This window comes from Halogranum roseipondis, from assembly GCF_059695585.1.
The window spans coordinates 464452-481589 of sequence record NZ_CM185235.1; the positions used below are offsets into that span (position 1 = coordinate 464452).

Here is a 17138-nt window from a genome sequence, read left to right on the forward strand (position 1 = left end):
TCTCCAGATATCTGCACACCGATCCCTTCAGGAACGATCGTCATACATCCGTCTGACGAGAGGGAGAAAGATAATTAGGGTGCCTCGACAAACCCTGCGCATAAATATGGACTCTCTCGTCGAGGATGCGATCAGTGAGGCCGAGGAAACAGAGGATGGGCCGGCTCAGAACGGGGCCGGGTCGTCCGAGACGAACGTCGACACCCAACCGGGGCAGACGGGGAAGATGACCGACGACGAACTGCAGGACATCCTGCAGGACCTGCAGACGAACATCACCGTCGTCGGCTGTGGCGGCGCGGGCGGGAACACGGTCAACCGGATGGCCGAGGAGGGCATCCACGGCGCGAAACTGGTCGCGGCCAACACGGACGTCCAACATCTCGTCAACATCGAGGCCGACACGAAGATCCTGATGGGCCAGCAGAAGACCCAGGGTCGGGGGGCCGGGTCGCTGCCGCAGGTCGGCGAGGAGGCCGCCATCGAGAGCCAAGAGGAGATCCACGACTCGATCGAGGGCTCCGACATGGTGTTCGTCACCGCCGGTCTCGGCGGCGGGACGGGGACGGGGTCCGCTCCCGTCGTCGCCAAGGCCGCCCGCGAGTCGGGTGCACTCACCATCGCCATCGTCACGACGCCCTTTACTGCCGAAGGTGAGGTCCGCCGGACGAACGCCGAGGCCGGACTCGAACGCCTCCGCGACGTCGCCGACACCGTCATCGTCGTGCCGAACGACCGTCTCTTGGACGCGGTCGGCAAACTCCCCGTCCGCCAAGCGTTCAAGGTCTCCGACGAGGTGCTGATGCGCTCGGTGAAGGGGATCACCGAACTCATCACCAAGCCCGGGCTGGTCAACCTCGACTTCGCCGACGTCCGCACCGTCATGGAGAAGGGCGGCGTCGCGATGATCGGCCTGGGCGAGTCCGACTCCGAGTCGAAGGCCCAAGACTCCGTGAAGTCTGCGCTCCGCTCGCCGCTGCTGGACGTCGACATCTCCAGCGCCAACTCCGCGCTGGTCAACGTCACCGGCGGGTCGGACATGAGCATCGAGGAGGCCGAGGGCGTCGTCGAGGAGATCTACGACCGTATCGACCCCGACGCACGCATCATCTGGGGCACCTCCGTCGACGAGGAACTGGAAGGCGAGATGCGGACGATGATCGTCGTCACGGGCGTCGAGTCGCCGCAGATCTACGGCCGCAACGAGACCGTCGAGGCACAGACGGACGGCCGCGGCGAGGACATCGACTTCATCGACTGAGCTCGACAGGGTCGCCACGGCGACGTCCCCTTCTCGACTCCCGTCTCCGCCCAGCGCCCGCCGTCGCTCCCGCTCCGACTCCGGTTCGCGTGTGACGCTTCGTATTCAATAGATAGAAATGGTGGGACGTGCTAAGAGAGGGTAACTATGGACGTTAAATACGACCTCACGAGCTACGTGCGAGTGCTGAAGCTCGCCAGCACGCCCTCGTGGGACGAGTTCTCTCAGATCGCCATGATCGCCGGTGTCGGCATCTTCCTCGTCGGACTGCTCGGCTTTCTCATCTTCGCGGTCATGAGCTTCATCCCGCCGGGAGGCGTCTGAACAGATGCCCATCTTCGCCGTCAAGACCACCGCGAGCCAGGAGCGGACGGTCGCCGACATGCTCGCGAGCAAGGAGGAGCCGGAGATCCACGCCGTGCTCGCTCCCGACCAGCTCACGAGCTACGTGATGGTCGAATCCGACGGGACGGCCGTCCTCGAACGGCTGCTCGAGGAGATCCCTCACGCCCGCAGCATCGTCCCCGGTACGTCGTCGATGGCGGAAGTCGAACACTTCCTGTCGCCGACGCCCGACGTGGAGGGGATCGCGGAGGGGGACATCGTCGAACTCATCGCCGGGCCGTTCAAAGGCGAGAAAGCACGCGTCCAGCGGATCGACGAAGGCAAAGACCAGGTGACGGTCGAACTGTACGAGGCGACCGTCCCAATTCCGGTGACGGTGCGCGGCGACCAGATCCGCGTCCTCGACAGCGACGAGCGCTAACGCCTCCGCTCTCTCCTCTGCCCTCTCGCCGTTCGTGAGAGCCCCGCCGCTCGGTGGGGACTTCTCTCCAAGACGGATCTCCGCCGGACTACTCGTCCGGCTTCGACGACTCCATCTCGATTCGCGCACTCGACGTGAGCGACGCCGTCACGGCGGTCTGCAGTCCCCAGAGGAGACAGGCGGCCCCGAACACCGGGTAGACCACCGACCGGTCGCCCGTCGTGAGAACGAGGAGCACCGCGACGGCCGTCGCGACACCGAGGAGGTTGCGGGCGCTGAGTAAACTCGCGAGACGACTCCACGACGTCTCTCGGACCGACTGCACGGGTCGAAAGCTAGCGTCTCCTCTCATGTCATCACCTCAACAAACCGTTGAACCGGCACCGTTGTAAACGTATTCCTCGGATAACATGTCATACCAGTACGACGAGAAGACGACGGCGGGCTGTCGGAGGTCGAGTTCGGCGACCGTCCGGCACCGGGTCGAAAACGACGGTCAGACGGGGCGTTCGAGATCTAGTCGGTCGACGACGGACTGGAGGTCGACGGTCGACTCGACGGCCTCTTTGACCGCTTCACGTTCGCGGACGGCCGAGGAGTCCGCGTCGTAGGCCCGGACGTACTCCGCGCGTGTGTGTTCGTCGAACGCGTGACGGATCGCGAAGTAGCCCTCGGGGACGACGGTCCCACACACCCGACACTCGTGACGCTCGTGTTCGTTCGTCTGGTGGACGATGGCCGCTTCGACGTCTCGGAACCTTGCGTCACAGTCGCCGATTCCGCACCTCCAGAGGGACATGTGGCGTCGATTACACCGTGAGGACAAAACCGTTTTCACTCCGGGGGCGGCGACGCGAGGATAGCAATCACTAATTGTCCCGTCCGTCGACACACCTGTGTGACCGAGGCCGACGCGACGCGGGTCGACATGCACGTAAAGACGCTCGACGAGCACGTGGTCCGCCGAGCGAAGCGACGTGGACTGGACGTTCTCGTCTACGCACCTCACTTCGTGCGACTGCCGGAGATCAGAGCGACCGCGGCGCGTTTCTCCGACGACGAGTTGCTCGTCGTCCCGGCCCGCGAGGTGTTCACCGGGTCGTGGCGGAATCGACGACATCTGCTCGCGGTCGGCCTCACCGACCCCGTCCCGGACTTCATCACGCTCGACGGCGCACTCCGCGAGTTCGACCGACAGGACGCGGCGGTCGTCGTCCCCCACCCGGAGCTGATGAACGTCAGTATGGGCCACGAGGACGTCGCGAAGAACCGGACGGCCATCGACGCGATCGAGACCTACAACGCGAAGTGTCGGCCGTACCAGAACCGTCGCGGGCAACGGATCGCGGCCGCGCTCGACGTCCCGAACTTCGGGTCGTCGTACGCCCACCTCCGGGGGACCGTCGGCGAAGCGTGGACGCAGTTCGACACCGTCGTCGACGACGCGTCCGACCTCGTCGACGCGCTCAGAGACGGGGTCTCCCGACGCGTGCTCCACCGCCCCGGTCTCTCACATCGCGTGCGCAGTCTGGTCGAGTTCTCCCACCTCGGTTTCGAGAACTCGTGGGGGAAGTTCGACCGCCTGCTGCTGTCGGGGATGGAACCGACGCATCCGCGACAGGTCGCCTACGACGGACGGTTCGACGACGTCAGCGTCTACTGACCCTCAGAGCCCGACGCCGAACGCCGCCGCCAACGCGGCGACGTCGATGTCCAGGGAGACGACGTAGAAGTGGACCGCCGCGAACGCCGCGACTTCGAAGCCAGTGATGAGTACCGTCACGAGGTCGGCGTACTTCGAGTGGGTGGCGACGCCGACGGGGAGCGCGAACTCCTCGTCCCACGGGTAGAACAGCGCGATGCCGCGTTTGCTCCCGACCATGTCGAGGACGTAGTGCGTCAGGACGCCGACCCAGACGAAGTGGAGGTTGTCGAAGACGAGCGGGTAGGCGGCGACGATTCCGAGGACGGCGAGGTTGTGGAGCGTCTTCCGGTGGCGGCCGAAGGCGGTGTCGACGTCCGGGAAGAGCGCACCGAGGACGATCGGAACGGAGATCTGGGCGATCTTGACGAACGTCTCGACGTCGCCGGAGGGTTCGAGGACGTAGCCGAGGCCGATACTCAGGAGGACGGCGTTCAGCACGTGCCCTTTCTTGTTCATCTACGGAGAGATGCCGCGGCCGACGATACAAACGTTTCCAAGGCGGTGTGCGTCGGACGATCGCTCGGACGGTCACTTCCGTCGCGCATCGACTGCCTCCAGCACGTCCTCCAGCGCCTGCTTCGCGATCTTCGCTTTGATCTCGGTCCGCGACCCGTCGAACTGGTGACGATCCACCGTCGAGAACGACTCGCCGGACCCCCACTCGCCGGCGTAGGCGACGCCGACGAAGACGGTCCCGACCGGCTTCTCGGGCGTTCCGCCGGTCGGCCCGGCGATGCCCGTCGTCGCCACGCCCCACGTCGTGTCGGCGACGTCTCTGATTCCCTGTGCCATCTCGCGGGCGACGGGTTCGCTGACCGCGCCGTGGTCGTCCAGCGCCTCGCGAGAGACGGCGAGTTGGGCGCGTTTGGCGTCGTAGGAGTAGGTGACCAGCGAGCGGTCGAAGTAGTCGGAGGAGCCGGCGACGTCGGTCAGAAGCGACCCGATCAGCCCGCCCGTGCAGGATTCGGCGGCGGCGACGGTCGCGCCGGTTTCGCGGAGCGTCTTACCGAGTCGGTCGGAGACGGCTCTGCCGTCGTCGAGGAGTGTCATGGTCGGAGTTTGGGGAGAGGGGTCAAGAAGGTGCGTGAGTTCCACGCACGCGACTCGTGTGACTCGTGCGGCTCGGTGACACGAGGACGAAAGACACACGTTACCCCGGCAAAAGCACACGAGCATGGAGTACGACGAGCCACTGTTCTTCCGGGTGATGCAGTACGCAGCCGACGCCGACCGCGACGTCGTCGACATGGTGAGCGGCAACCCCGACTGGGAACCGCCCGCGGCGCTTCGCGAGGGGCTCCGGGAGTACGCCGACGCCTCCCCCGACGAGTTCCAGTACCCGCCCAGCGAGGGGCTGTGGGAACTCCGCGAGGAGATTGCCCAGCGCCGCAACGTCGACGTCAAGCAGGTGGTCGTCACCAACGGGGCGGGCGAGGCGAACTATCTCGCGATGGCCCGTGCGTTGGAGCGGGACGCCGGCGACGAGGTGATCCTCACCGACCCGGTCTACCCCTACTACCCCGGCAAGACGACGATGCTCGGCGGTCGATCGAAACTCGTCCCGACGGAGCGAGACGGCTCGCTCGACCCGGCGAAGGTGCGCGACGCCGCCGGCGACGACACGGCCTGCATCGTCGTCAACACGCCGAACAACCCGACCGGGGCCGTCTACGACCGCGAGACGATGGAGGAACTGGTCGGGATCGCCGAGGAACACGACGCGCTGCTCGTCGCCGACGAGGTGTACGACCACTTCGACTTCTCCGGCCGCTTCGAGAGCGCGCTCACCATCGACAGCGACCACCGGATCGTCACCACCGCCTACTCGAAGTCGATGGCGATTACGGGCTACCGCGTCGGCTACGCCGTCTTCCCGGAGTCGCTCGTCCAGGCAGCCAAGACCCGCCACATGCTCGTCAACGTCGCCACCAGTCGACCCTCCCAGCAAGCCGTCCTCCACGCGCTACGGAACACGGATGCAGACTACTACGCGGAGACCCGCGAGATGCTCAGCGGGCGCATCGACGCGTTCACCGACGCGCTCGACGCGGCAGGTGCGGAGTACTCCCGCCCCGACGGCGCGTTCTACGTGATGGCGCGGTTCGAGGACTTTCCCGGCACGCTCGACAACGTCTACACGCTCATCGACGAGGCGGGCGTCGCGGGGATGCCCGGTGAGGCGTTCGGCGAGTCCCGCGAGGAGTGGATCCGGTTCGCGCTCGTGACGCCGCGGGCGGAGGAGGCGGCGGCGCGACTGGCCGACTACTTCTAACTCGTCGGACAGTTCCCGGACCGAGAAGTACACAAGTCGTCGGCGTCCACCTCCCGGTATGTCAAACATCGACGTCGAAGCCGTCGATTCGGTCGAAGACGAGTCCGACGAGTCGACCGGGTCCGAGACGCACGAACGCGACGGATCCACCGAGGTCGAGGTGCAGGCGACGGAGGGCGAACGACTGCCGGAGGGCGTCGACGCGCCGGAGTACGTCCTCTACGGTGGGAAGGGCGGCGTCGGCAAGACGACGATGGCCGCGGCGACGGCGCTGGCGAGCGCGGCCGGCGGCGTCTCGACGCTCGTCGTCTCGACGGACCCCGCCCACTCGCTTTCGGACACGCTGGAGGCGATGGTGCCGCCGCGTCCGACTCAGATCCGGGAGGACATGCCGCTGTACGCCGCCGAGATCGACCCCGACGAGGCGATGAACGACGGACTGTTCGGGCAGGGTGGCGAGGAGATGGGCGGCGAGAACCCCCTCGGCGGGATGGGGCAGATGGGCGAGATGTTCGGCGAGGAGGTCGGAATGAACCCGATGATGGGCGGGACGATGCCCGGTGCCGACGAGGCCGCCGCGATGCGCCAACTGCTCGAGTACCTCGACGACCCGCGGTTCGACCGCGTCGTCGTCGACACCGCGCCGACGGGTCACACGCTGCGACTGCTCCAGCTGCCGGAGATGATGGACTCGATGGTCGGCCGGATGATGAAGCTCCGCCAGCAGTTCAGCGGGATGATGGAGGGCGTCAAGGGGATATTCGGCGGCGGCTCCGACGACGCGCCCGGCATGGGCGACCTCGACGAGTTACAGGAGCGCATCGAGCGCCTCCGAAGCGTGCTGCAGGACCCCGAGAAGACGGACTTCCGGGTCGTGATGATCCCCGAGGAGATGAGCGTCGTCGAGTCCGAACGCCTCGTCTCCCGCCTCGGCGAGTTCGAGATCCCGGTGCAGACGCTCGTCGTCAACCGCGTGATGGAGAACCTCGGCGACGTAGCCGACGTCGACCCCGAGTGGATGGTCTCACCCAACCTCGAGGAGTGTGAGTTCTGTCAGCGTCGGTGGCAGGTCCAACAGGACGCGCTGCAGCAGTCGACGGAGCTGTTCCGCGGCCGCGACGTCAAGCGCGTCCCGCTGCTCGCCGACGAGGTACAGGGAGAGGCGGCGCTTCGCGTGGTCGCCGCCTGTCTCGACTGACGACTACGACTAGGCCAGCCTGTCCATCAGGCCGACGAGTTTGTCGCGGACGCCGTCCGGGAGGAACCGGGCGAGCACGCCGATCTGTGCGAGCGTCCCGACCGGGTAGCGCGCCGCCGGTTTCGTCGCGCTCGCCGCGTTGACGATGTCCTCGGCGACGCGCTCCGGTGCGACGGCACCGGGACCGCCGCCGCCGAGCGCCTGCGTGTCCGAGAACGCCTTGTAGAACGACTCGTAGGCCCCGGAGCGTTCGACACCCTGGATCTCCTTCTCGTCGTCGCCGTTAACCTCGTCGTCGACGCGGTCCTGAAACCGCGTGTCGACCGGGCCGGGTTCGACGAGCACCGCGTCGACACCGTACTCTTCGACCTCGCCGCGGAGCGCGTCGGTCATCGCCTCGACGGCGAACTTCGAGCCCGCGTAGACGCCCATCCCCGGAATGGAGACCCGACCGATGACGCTGGAGACGTTGACGATCGTGCCGTCGCCCTGCTCGCGCATGTGCGGGAGCACGGCGCGGGTGAGTCGGTGCGGACCGTAGACGTTGACGTCGAACTGGCGGTGGACCTGTTCGGTCGGGACGTCCTCGATCGGACCGAGTTGGCCGAAGCCGGCGTTGTTGACCAGACACTGGATGTGGCCCTCCTCGTCGAGGATACGGTCGACGACGCGGTCGACGTCCCCCTGGTCTGTGACGTCGAGCGTCGCGAGTTCACAGCCCTCGTCGCCGAGCGTCTCGATGTCGGCAGGGTTGCGCGCAGTTGCGTAGACCTTCCAGTCTTCGGCGAGGAAGGCACGAGCCGTCGCGCGGCCGATACCGGACGAACAGCCGGTGATGAGTACGGTGTCGGGTTTCACATCGGCGAGACGAACGGCGGGCAGTTAATACTCCCTCTTGCAGTCGTCTGCGTAGGCGTCGGCGAGGCGCGTCGGCTCCGGAAGTTTGTACTCGCCGCCGAGTCGCGCGACGAGGTCGACCGTCGTCTCCGCAGAGACGCGGTGGCCGGGGCTGACGTAGAGCGGGTTGATCTTCTTGGCGTTGGGGTACTGCCGTGACTGGTAGGCGTAGCCGACGACGGTGTCGGCGAACCCCTCGGGGTCGTCGACGTCACGTGGTTCGACGCCGTCGGCCGCCTCGATGGGCGTCCGCCACCCCTCGGGCCGTTCGTCGACGGACTCGCGGGGACGACCACAGAGGAGGCTCTTGGCGACGCCGACGGCGGGCACGTCGAGCGTGACGCCCATGTGGGTCGCCAGTCCGGCCTGCCGGAAGTGGATGCGGCCGCTCCCGTCGAAGACGACGAGGTCGGGGTCACACGCCAACTCGGCGAAGGCGTCGAGGATGGGACCGCCCTCGCGAAAGGAGAGCAGTCCGGGAACGTACGGGATGGACAGCTCCGTCACCGCGTGTGTGCGCTCGACCACCTCACCGCCACGGAGGACGACGATGGCGCTCACGGCGTGGTCGTCGAGGAACGCCTGGTCGACGCCGGCGACGAGCGGCCGTTTCTCGTCGGGGACGAGCGACGAGGACGCAAGCGAGACGTTCGCGGGGTCGAACGAGAGGTCGTCGTCGAACGTCGCGGCGGCGGCGACCTCGCGCTGGAGCGTCTCCATCTCCTCGCGGGAGAGCGAGGCGTCGGGGACGAACTCCGGGCGGGCCGGCCGCATCAGAACCGACCGCGCCCCGGACCGCCGCCACCGCCGCCGAAGCGCAGCGACTGCGGCGCCTGTTGGCTCCCCTTGATCTGCGAGCCGTAGACGAGTCCGATCACCAGTCCCGCGAGATGTGCGATGTGGGCGACGTTGCCGCCGAGGAAGCCGCCACCGCCGTTCAGCGTCCCGAAGCCGGCGACGAGGCTCAGCGCCGCGAAGCCGAAGGTGAGCACCCAAAGCGGCATCGGGATGACGAAGTACAGATACACCTTCAGGTTCGGATTCAGGACGGTGAGCACGCCCATGATCGCCATGATGGCTCCGCTGGCACCGACGACGCCGGTGATTGGGTCACCGAGGGCGAAGCTGAACCCGATCTGGGCGAGGCCAGCGAGGATGCCGCCGCCGAGGAACAGCGCCGCGTACTTCTTCGAGCGGAGTCGCTGTTCGACCGGCGGACCGAAGAAGTACAGCGCGATGGAGTTGAACGCGATGTGCTGGAACCCGCCGTGAGCGAAGACGGACGTGACCCACGTCCAGACGTACTCGACGTGCGTCGACCGGAGGATGAACAGCGACGCCGACAGCTGGGCCAGCCCGATCGATTCCAGGACCACCTGTGCGAGGAACGTCACCCACATCAGTCCGAGGAAGAGGTAGGTCAGGTTTCCGCGGAAGTAGCCGAAGAACCCGCCCGTACTCGTCGCACGCTCGATGATACCGCTCGACTGCCCGCCTCTGTTGTCCACGCTGTCGTCGAACCCGCTGTCGAAGACGCCGCTCGGGTCGTCCCACTCCGACAAGCCGGGACAGGAGTGGTTCTCCGGGAGTCGATGCTCCGCACAGAACGTCTGCCCACAACGTCGACACTGGTACGGCAGGTTCTCGTACCTGCCGCACTCGTCGCATTCGGCCATTACCGCAGGGTAGTAGCCAGTCGGTAAAAGGGGTTTGGCTCCGGTGTGTCCAGAACACGCAAACGGCTGGCCGTTTCCACGGTCGAGACGGGGTGACGACTGGTAGGACCGATTGCCGCTCCCCCCGGTCCCGCGTGGCGAAGACTACTCGTCGGCGGACGAACGGACTACTCGTCGACCGTCTCGTCCGTGACGTCGGCGTCTTCGGTCCCTTTCTCGAAGTTCGCCGGGACGACCGTCAGGTGGTTCAGACCGAGCCGCGGGTGTTTCGCTGCCATCGAGTAGTCGTTGCGGTCTCATCCCCAAATAATTACCCATGCGCATAAATTATCGGCGGGGCGGTCGCTGATACGTGGGAGGTATACGTGCACCTGTCTCCACACCCGACCGCACGACAGCGGCCGGTCGGGTGTGTGACGACGTGCACCCGTTACTATATGAACGCCGCCGCTGTCGGCCGATCGGCGTCGAGAGAAGATCCGCGAGGTCGCGTGAGGTTCAGTCGAACTGCTCGTCGTAGAGTTCCTGGGCGTGCTCGATGGCGTCCATCGCCGCCTGCTTGTCCTCCCATCCGAGCGTCTCGACCTCTTTGCCCTTCTCGAGGTTCTTGTAGGTCTTGAAGAACTCGTCGATCTCGTTGAGTCGCTGCTGGGGGATGTCTTCGAGGTCGCCGATGTGGGCGAACCGGGGGTCCTCGGTCGGGACGGCGATGACCTTGTCGTCCTGCTCGCCGTCGTCGTCCATCTTCATGAGCGCGACCGGACGGGCTTCGATGACACAGCCGGGGAAGGTCTGGTCCTCGACGAGCACGAGCACGTCGAAGGGGTCTCCGTCGTCGTAGTACGACTGCGGGATGAACCCGTAGTCGGAGGGGTAGTGAACGTTGCTGTGAAGAACCCGATCGAGAACGACGCCGGGGATGTCCTTGTCGTACTCGTACTTGTTCCGTTCGCCTTTGAGACATTCGACGACCGCGTAGATGGTCTCCGGCGGGTTCGGGCCGGTTTCCAGGTCTTCCCAGAGGTTCGTCATGCGTTCGTAGTTCTCCGAAACGGTGCAAAGGGTTTTCGGCATCGCCTGCGATCACCCCAATGCCAAAAAGTTCATTTGTTAGGGGGGAGACTATTCGCGTGCGAATCTCAACAGCATCTGCGACCGGCACGTGAAGAATACCGCGACGGTACGTCGGCCACGCCGGCGACTCGGAGGGCCGGAATCGACCGGTGGAAACGGGCAGTTTTCGTCGCGTCGGCAGATGTCTCACAGGTTGAGACACGCCGGAATACCCGTGCAAAACCCGGAAACAAATAGAAAGTTGAGAAGGGTTAAATAGCACGGTGACATTTCAATAACTATGTCAGAGGCACAAACAATTGACGACGAAGCAGGCATTGCACGCGACCTGACCGCGTTCCAACAGAACATCCTCGTGATCCTCTCGGAGGAACCGATGTACGGGCTCGCGATCAAGCGAAACCTCGAGAGCTACTACGGGACCGAGGTCAACCACGGGCGACTGTACCCCAACCTCGACGACCTCGTCGAGATGGGACTCGTCGAGAAGAGTGAACTCGACAAGCGAACGAACCAGTACGAGCTGACCGAAGAGGGCCACGACGCCGTCCTCGACCGGCTCAACTGGATGCTGTCGAAGTTCGTCACGGACGAGACGCGCGGTGAAGAGGTCCGCGAACTCGTCGACACACGCCTGTAAGGGTAGAACCGCCGATCACTTTTTGCGCGGACGACCGGGCACGTCCGCGTCCACTGCTCCGAACAGTAGCTCTAGCGACTGCTCTATCACGTCGCGCTGGTCGTCGCTCGGCCACGCGTTCCGCGGATAGTACTCGGAAAGAAACACGTCGATCTCGGCAGCGGTCGCGTCCTCGACGCGGCGGACGTAGTGGTTCCCCAGAAAGTCCACGAACGCCCGACAGTTTGCGGCGTGAACCGGACCGTGTGCGTCGGCGACCGACTCGACGAGGGCGGCGTTGTGTGCCTCCACCGCCTCCCAGTCGTCTTCGTCGCCCGGTGCGGAGAGCGGGATCTCGACCGCACGGTCCGTGTCGTCGATGCGTTCGACGCGGATCGTCCCGTCTTCGACCCACTCGTCGGGGTGGAGGACGAGCACGTCGTCCTCCTCGCGGATCCGCGCGGTGAACTCGTGCTCCGAGAGCAGGTCCTCGCGGTGGCTCTCATAGGCGGTCGTCTCGTCGTCGTCGACTGCGTTACGTGCGAGTCGCGTCAGTCGCTCCGCTTCGTCGGTGACGTCGTCGGGAAGTTCGCGCTCACTCATTGTCGAGTGCCTCGTTCGCTAGGGTGTCGGCGCGCTCGTTTATCTCTCGCGGAACGTGGGCGATGGACCAGCGGTCGAACTCGGTCAGCAGTTCGCGAACCCTCACTCGTCGCTCCCGGAGGTCGGGGTCGTTCGTGTTCCACTCGCCGCGGACCTGTTTGACCACGAGCTGGGAGTCGCCGCGGAGGTCGACCTCCCGAAGCCCGTACTCGCTGGCCGCCTCCAGCGCCCGGACGAGCGCCGCGTACTCGGCGCGGTTGTTCGTCGTCCGGCCGATGCGCTCGGACCCCTCGGCGACGATGCCGTCGCTCGTGACGATCGCCCACCCGATGGCCGCCGGCCCCGGGTTACCACGACTGGCCCCGTCGAAGTAGACGTGTCCCCGCGTGGCCGACCCCTCCTGCAACAACAGCGTGATGTCGGTGGGGTTGCCCCCCTGTACCACGACCTTTCCGTCGTAAGCGACGGCGATCGCGTCTCCGCGTTCGGCACGCCACTCCTCGTGGTCGGTGTTTCCGGGCCGAATCTCCACCCCGGCGGCACGGAGCGCCTCGCGCGCCTCGTCCGTGTCGCACTCGATAGTCGGCATATCGGAACCGACCGACGGGAGACGTAAAGCCGGTTCGTTCCGTCGAACCAGCGACCGGCCCGCAGAGTTATATTCTCTCGTCGTGAGACTATAAAAATGCGATGACACGGCCCACCCGCCAACGGGAGCACACCGACCGGCAGCGGACGTGGCAGGGCGACGAAACCACCGCGGACGAGACGGCCGACCTCGACCCCGACGACCTCGACCCCGAAGACCTGGTTCGGACGGCCGACGGGGAGCTGATCCACGAGGAGACCGGGCTCGTCGTCGAGGAAGATCAGATCGACCGAGGACCGGAGTGGCGCGCGTTCAACCACTCCGAACGGCAGTCGAAGTCCCGGGTCGGCGCGCCGACGACGCAGACGATGCACGACAAGGGGTTGACCACCCAGATCGACTGGAAGGACAAAGACGCCTACGGGCGGTCGCTCTCCTCGGAGAAGCGAAGTCAGATGCACCGGTTGCGCAAGTGGCAGGAGCGCATCCGGACGAAGGACGCCGGCGAACGCAACCTGCAGTTCGCGCTGTCGGAGATCGATCGGATGGCCTCCGCGCTGGGCGTCCCACGCTCTGTACGGGAAGTCGCCTCCGTCATCTACCGCCGCGCACTGAGCGAAGATCTCATCCGGGGGCGCTCCATCGAGGGCGTCGCCACGAGCGCGCTCTACGCCGCCTGCCGTCAGGAGGGGCTGCCGCGTTCGCTGGAGGAGATCTCGGAGGTCTCGCGGGTCGAGCGAAAGGAGATCGGCCGGACGTATCGGTACGTCTCCCAGGAACTCGGTCTCGAACTCGAACCCGTCGACCCGACGAAGTACGTGCCGCGGTTCACGAGCGAGCTCGACCTCAGCAAGGAGGTGCAGTCGAAGGCGACGGAGATCATCGAGACGACAGCCGAGAAGGGGCTGCTGTCGGGGAAGTCGCCGACGGGGTTCGCCGCCGCCGCCATCTACGCCGCTTCGTTGCTCTGCAACGAGAAGAAGACTCAACGGGAGGTCGCCGAGGTGTCGCAGGTGACCGAAGTCACCATCCGCAACCGCTATCAGGAACAGATCGAAGCGATGGGCATCCACGGCTGAGCGGGTCGACCACGCGCTCGCCGGGCCTCACGCCCGTCGTGCCGCCGAACCTTTTTCTCCGGGAGGGTGACCACCACGGTCCATGCACTGACTCCGACCCACGGGCCGGCAGCGATCGTGCGACACACCGGCCCGTGGTCCCGACGGCGTGTCGCCTGTTCGCCGAACTCCCGTCTCCGAAGCTTCATGCCGCCAGAGCCGTTAGTGCGGTCGAATGCGGCTCGACGACTACATCGAGATGGAGGCCGACGAGGCGGCCGACCGACGACGCTTAGCGAAGGAGAAATCCTACGCGATCCTCGACGAACTCGAAGCGTTCCAGCACCGCTTCGACGACGCCGTGCAGGGCGACGCCGTCGTCGGCAGCGTCTCGCCCTCCATCTTCGTCGGACGGTCGAACTACCCCAACGTCTCGACGGGCATCCTCTCGCCGGTGGGCCACGAGGACGACGCCGCCCGCTTCGAGACCAGCGCCGCCTGGTACGAGGAGGGCGTCAGCATCGACGACGTGTTCCAGCGGCGGACGAGCCTGCTCAACTCCAACCGGTCGGCCAGCGTCGACCTCGGCCACGAGGCGAACGTCCACGACGCGTGGGACGGGTTCGTCGGCACCCAGCGGGAGGTCGCCATCGCCGACCGTCCGGTGAGCGTCGAAATCGGTCTCGAGGGCAGCCCGGAGCTCGACTTCGACGTCTCGCGGGCGGACGTCGCCACGCCGACCGGTCCACGAGCGCGGGCGCGCTCTGCGGACTTGGGCGAGAACCCACACGTCCCCAAGCCGGTGAAGAAGACGCTCGAAGACGACGACTGGCAGGCACAGGGGGCGATGAACTACCTCTACCGTCGTGGGTTCGACGTATACGACATCAACACGATCCTCTCGGCGGGCGCGCTGGGGCAGGCCGAACATCGACGACTCGTGCCGACGCGGTGGTCGATCACCGCCGTCGACGACACCGTCGGCCAGTACCTCCGCGGAACGATCAGGGACGCACCGAGCGTCGACACCGTGCAGGTCTGGCGCAACGAGTATCTCGGCAACGCCTTCTGGGTCGTCCTCGCTCCCGGTCGCTGGGAGTTCGAGCTCACCGAGATGAAAGCGCCGGGGAGCATCTGGAACCCCGACGGAGAGAGGCTGTGGCTCGCAAGCGACCGCGAAGGGTTCGAGGGCCGGACGAGCTACGTCGAAGAGACCGCCGGCGCCTACTACGCCGCCCGGTTGGCCGTGCTCGAACAGCTCTCCGAGATGGGTCGACAGGCGAAGGTGCTCGTGTTGCGACACGTCTCCGACGACTACTGGGGGCCGGTCGGCGTCTGGCAGATCCGCGAGGCGATCCGTCACGCGTTCGACGGCGACCACGGCGAGGCGGAGACGTTCGGCGACGCCGTCCGCGAGGTGACGACGCAGCTACCCGTGTCGCTGGCGGATCTGCGCCGGAAGTCGACGATGGTGTCCGGGCTCCAGGCGAACCTGACGGACTTCGTCTGAGCGCACAGAACTGAACCGTCGAATCGCGCCGTCGTCTTCGTGTTCCTACTCGTCAGTGTCGAGGTTCGCGAACGCCTCGTCGACGAGTTCGCCAGTCTGGGCGATGATCTCGGCCATCTCGTCGTCGTCGGGCGCGAGACCGACGAGGCGACCGATGCGCATGATGCTCACGTGGTAGACGGTCTGGACGCCCGGCTCCTCCTCCCAGATGACGACGTTACAGGGGAACAGCGCGCCCATCTTGTTGTCCGAGACGGTGAGCACCTCGTCGGCAATCTCGGGGTTGCACGCGCCGAGGACGTAGTAGGGGTCGCGACCGGCGTCGACCTTCTCGTTGAGCAGTTCCGAGGGAGAGAACTCGGTGGCGACGCCGAACCCGGCGTCGGTGAACGCCTCGCGGACGTGTTCGATGGCCTCCTCGTGCTCCATCTGCAGCGTCGCACGCTCCTCGCCGATGTCTCCACTTTCGAGTACCGTCGGATCGATAGGCAGCGCCATAGCTGTCCGTTCGCCTGCAGAGGCGGAAAAGCTACCGGGGACGGATAGGCGCAGAAGGGTGTCGGGAGACCTGCCGCAGAGAACGGATCGTCGCTAGCTCTCGGTCTCGACGGGGCCGGTGCCGACGACGCCGTGGACGGCCTCGACGAACGACTGTCGGGTGTCGAAGTAGGTCACGTCGATCTCCGTGAGGACGTCCGAGAGCGTCTGTGGGCCGTCGGGGGTCCGAACGACTGCGTCGCCCTCCTTCCGTTCGATCAAGCTCTTCTCCTGGGGCCACGTGAGTCGAGAGGCGACCTGCGCGAGCGGCGCGCCCTCGACGGTCTCGCCTTCACCGAGTTCGACCGCAGGAGCCTCGTCTTCCGCTTCCTCGTCAGCCATATCCGTCGATTTGCGAGCGCCGACATTAATCCCTTCGGACCGACGTCGGTACCGAGAGACAGTCGCGACCCGTCATGCGTGTGTCTGACGCATCGTTTTTGTGGTGTGGTTACATACTCGCCGCCATGACTAGTCTCTCCGAGGCGTACACCAGCGCGGCGGGGCAGAGTACCCCCCGGCGGCTCTACCTCGGCGTGACGCTGTTTCTCGTCGGTGCGCTCCTGGTCATCGCGGGCATCGTCGTCACGACGACGAACGTTCTCCGCCCGGAGAACGGCGGGTTCGTCACCGCCCGCCTGTACGGCGGTGTTCTCGCGGGCGTCGGCGTCCCGGCGGTGTTTCTGGGCGTGTTCACCGTCCTCCCGGCGGCACGAAAGACGCGCGCTGCGGCCGTCGTCGGCGCGAGCATCTCTCTTCTCGGCGTCGCGCTCTTCTGGCACGCCTACCCCTGCGGCTGGATCGGGGCCGTCTGTCGCGGGACTCACACGGACCTCACCCTCCCGACGGTCGGCGTCTACTTCCTTGGCACGATCACCACGTTCTGGTGTCTGTTCGCCGGCGTCGCGAACTTCAAGACGCGAAACGACCCCGGCGGTACGGTGAAGATGGAGGTGACTCGGCAGGGCGAGACGCGAGTCATCGAGGTGCCCGCCGCACAGGCCCGCTCGTTCGGCGGCGTCGGCCTCCTCGGCGATACGCCCGACGGGAACGTCGAGACGCAGACGAACGGACGGAACACGACCGTCAGCGACGGCGGCGCGGCGGACACCGACGTCCGTTCGCCGACGGACGCGTCGTCGCCGGCGGGAGAGACGACGCCGAACCCCTCGGACACCGACGGTGCCGAGGTGCTGACCGACTCGTCCGCCGCATCCCCGAACGCGCCGAGTCGCGGCGACGCCTACTGCGGTAGCTGTGCACACTTCCAGTACGTCCGCACCGACGACGGGATGGTCCCCTACTGCGGCTACCACAGTGAGGCGATGGACGACATGACCGCCTGTCGGGAGTGGACTCCGCAGAACTGACGG

22 protein-coding genes are annotated in these 17138 nt (G+C 66.1%); 10 read left to right on the top strand and 12 right to left on the bottom strand.

Annotation, left to right across the window (positions count from 1 at the left end; genetic code table 11):
• The first annotated feature begins 106 nt into the window (after positions 1-106).
• From ftsZ to EOHIBHHM_RS02545, 3 genes are all read left to right on the top strand, one after another.
• Positions 107-1261, top strand: a complete 1155-nt coding sequence (gene ftsZ, locus EOHIBHHM_RS02535; protein WP_497254322.1) for a cell division protein FtsZ — start codon at positions 107-109, stop codon at positions 1259-1261.
• A 147-nt stretch (positions 1262-1408) separates the two neighbouring features.
• Positions 1409-1585, top strand: coding sequence for a protein translocase SEC61 complex subunit gamma (locus EOHIBHHM_RS02540; RefSeq protein ID WP_497254324.1), 177 nt, complete (start codon positions 1409-1411; stop codon positions 1583-1585).
• A gap of 4 nt (positions 1586-1589) precedes the next feature.
• Positions 1590-2027 carry a transcription elongation factor Spt5 gene (locus EOHIBHHM_RS02545; protein ID WP_497254326.1) on the top strand — a complete coding sequence of 146 codons (438 nt, stop codon included), beginning with the start codon at positions 1590-1592 and terminating at the stop codon, positions 2025-2027.
• Positions 2028-2115: 88 nt separating this feature from the next.
• Here EOHIBHHM_RS02545 and EOHIBHHM_RS02550 read toward each other — a convergent pair whose 3' ends face one another.
• A complete protein-coding gene (locus EOHIBHHM_RS02550) occupies positions 2116-2379 on the bottom strand; it encodes a hypothetical protein (protein ID WP_497254328.1) in 264 nt (87 codons plus the stop codon).
• Positions 2380-2523: 144 nt separating this feature from the next.
• Positions 2524-2826 carry a DUF7565 family protein gene (locus EOHIBHHM_RS02555; protein WP_497254330.1) on the bottom strand — a complete coding sequence of 101 codons (303 nt, stop codon included), beginning with the start codon at positions 2824-2826 and terminating at the stop codon, positions 2524-2526.
• 129 nt (positions 2827-2955) lie between these two features.
• Here EOHIBHHM_RS02555 and EOHIBHHM_RS02560 point away from each other — a divergent pair, with 129 nt between their 5' ends.
• Positions 2956-3690 (top strand): PHP-associated domain-containing protein, encoded by a 735-nt coding sequence (locus EOHIBHHM_RS02560; protein ID WP_497256884.1) that lies wholly within the window; start codon positions 2956-2958, stop codon positions 3688-3690.
• 3 nt (positions 3691-3693) lie between these two features.
• On the opposite strand, the gene EOHIBHHM_RS02565 is transcribed toward EOHIBHHM_RS02560, so the two are convergent.
• Together EOHIBHHM_RS02565 and EOHIBHHM_RS02570 are read right to left on the bottom strand one after the other, a co-directional pair.
• Entirely contained in the window at positions 3694-4188 is a 495-nt protein-coding gene (locus tag EOHIBHHM_RS02565) for a metal-dependent hydrolase (RefSeq protein WP_497254332.1), read from the bottom strand.
• Between the two features lie 72 nt (positions 4189-4260).
• Positions 4261-4782, bottom strand: coding sequence for a CinA family protein (locus tag EOHIBHHM_RS02570; protein WP_497254334.1), 522 nt, complete (start codon positions 4780-4782; stop codon positions 4261-4263).
• Positions 4783-4906: 124 nt separating this feature from the next.
• Here EOHIBHHM_RS02570 and EOHIBHHM_RS02575 point away from each other — a divergent pair, with 124 nt between their 5' ends.
• Both EOHIBHHM_RS02575 and EOHIBHHM_RS02580 read left to right on the top strand, forming a co-directional pair.
• Positions 4907-6004 carry a pyridoxal phosphate-dependent aminotransferase gene (locus EOHIBHHM_RS02575; RefSeq protein WP_497254336.1) on the top strand — a complete coding sequence of 366 codons (1098 nt, stop codon included), beginning with the start codon at positions 4907-4909 and terminating at the stop codon, positions 6002-6004.
• Between the two features lie 58 nt (positions 6005-6062).
• Entirely contained in the window at positions 6063-7202 is a 1140-nt protein-coding gene (locus tag EOHIBHHM_RS02580; protein WP_497254338.1) for an ArsA family ATPase, read from the top strand.
• A gap of 9 nt (positions 7203-7211) precedes the next feature.
• On the opposite strand, the gene EOHIBHHM_RS02585 is transcribed toward EOHIBHHM_RS02580, so the two are convergent.
• From EOHIBHHM_RS02585 to EOHIBHHM_RS02600, 4 genes are all read right to left on the bottom strand, one after another.
• Positions 7212-8060 carry an SDR family oxidoreductase gene (locus tag EOHIBHHM_RS02585; protein WP_497254340.1) on the bottom strand — a complete coding sequence of 283 codons (849 nt, stop codon included), beginning with the start codon at positions 8058-8060 and terminating at the stop codon, positions 7212-7214.
• 24 nt (positions 8061-8084) lie between these two features.
• Positions 8085-8873: an endonuclease V gene (locus tag EOHIBHHM_RS02590; RefSeq protein ID WP_497254342.1), complete on the bottom strand. Its 789-nt coding sequence runs from the start codon at positions 8871-8873 to the stop codon at positions 8085-8087.
• On the bottom strand, positions 8873-9775 hold the full coding sequence (locus EOHIBHHM_RS02595) for a rhomboid family intramembrane serine protease (protein WP_497254344.1): 903 nt from the start codon (positions 9773-9775) through the stop codon (positions 8873-8875). Before EOHIBHHM_RS02595 ends, EOHIBHHM_RS02590 begins: the two co-directional genes overlap by 1 nt.
• Before the next feature lie 498 nt (positions 9776-10273).
• Positions 10274-10807, bottom strand: coding sequence for an inorganic diphosphatase (locus EOHIBHHM_RS02600; protein ID WP_497254346.1), 534 nt, complete (start codon positions 10805-10807; stop codon positions 10274-10276).
• Between the two features lie 322 nt (positions 10808-11129).
• On the opposite strand from EOHIBHHM_RS02600, the gene EOHIBHHM_RS02605 reads away from it, so the two are divergent.
• Positions 11130-11489, top strand: coding sequence for a PadR family transcriptional regulator (locus EOHIBHHM_RS02605; protein ID WP_497254348.1), 360 nt, complete (start codon positions 11130-11132; stop codon positions 11487-11489).
• Positions 11490-11504: 15 nt separating this feature from the next.
• Here EOHIBHHM_RS02605 and EOHIBHHM_RS02610 read toward each other — a convergent pair whose 3' ends face one another.
• Together EOHIBHHM_RS02610 and rnhA are read right to left on the bottom strand one after the other, a co-directional pair.
• The gene (locus tag EOHIBHHM_RS02610; protein ID WP_497254350.1) at positions 11505-12071 is read right to left on the bottom strand and encodes a DUF7108 domain-containing protein; all 567 of its coding nucleotides are present in this window, start codon (positions 12069-12071) and stop codon (positions 11505-11507) included.
• Complete coding sequence (gene rnhA / locus EOHIBHHM_RS02615; protein WP_497254352.1) at positions 12064-12660, bottom strand: ribonuclease HI; 597 nt, start codon at positions 12658-12660, stop codon at positions 12064-12066. The genes EOHIBHHM_RS02610 and rnhA overlap by 8 nt, the downstream gene beginning before the upstream one ends.
• Before the next feature lie 101 nt (positions 12661-12761).
• Between rnhA and EOHIBHHM_RS02620 the strand changes: the two genes are divergently transcribed.
• Positions 12762-13739 (top strand): transcription initiation factor IIB, encoded by a 978-nt coding sequence (locus EOHIBHHM_RS02620; protein ID WP_497254354.1) that lies wholly within the window; start codon positions 12762-12764, stop codon positions 13737-13739.
• A 214-nt stretch (positions 13740-13953) separates the two neighbouring features.
• Positions 13954-15228, top strand: a complete 1275-nt coding sequence (gene nreA / locus EOHIBHHM_RS02625) for a DNA repair protein NreA (RefSeq protein ID WP_497254356.1) — start codon at positions 13954-13956, stop codon at positions 15226-15228.
• A gap of 45 nt (positions 15229-15273) precedes the next feature.
• On the opposite strand, the gene EOHIBHHM_RS02630 is transcribed toward nreA, so the two are convergent.
• Together EOHIBHHM_RS02630 and EOHIBHHM_RS02635 are read right to left on the bottom strand one after the other, a co-directional pair.
• The gene (locus EOHIBHHM_RS02630) at positions 15274-15726 is read right to left on the bottom strand and encodes a DUF302 domain-containing protein (protein WP_497254358.1); all 453 of its coding nucleotides are present in this window, start codon (positions 15724-15726) and stop codon (positions 15274-15276) included.
• A 93-nt stretch (positions 15727-15819) separates the two neighbouring features.
• Positions 15820-16107 (bottom strand): DUF5789 family protein, encoded by a 288-nt coding sequence (locus tag EOHIBHHM_RS02635; RefSeq protein WP_497254360.1) that lies wholly within the window; start codon positions 16105-16107, stop codon positions 15820-15822.
• 125 nt (positions 16108-16232) lie between these two features.
• Here EOHIBHHM_RS02635 and EOHIBHHM_RS02640 point away from each other — a divergent pair, with 125 nt between their 5' ends.
• On the top strand, positions 16233-17135 hold the full coding sequence (locus tag EOHIBHHM_RS02640; protein ID WP_497254362.1) for a cell division protein CdpA domain-containing protein: 903 nt from the start codon (positions 16233-16235) through the stop codon (positions 17133-17135).
• Positions 17136-17138: the final 3 nt, after the last annotated feature.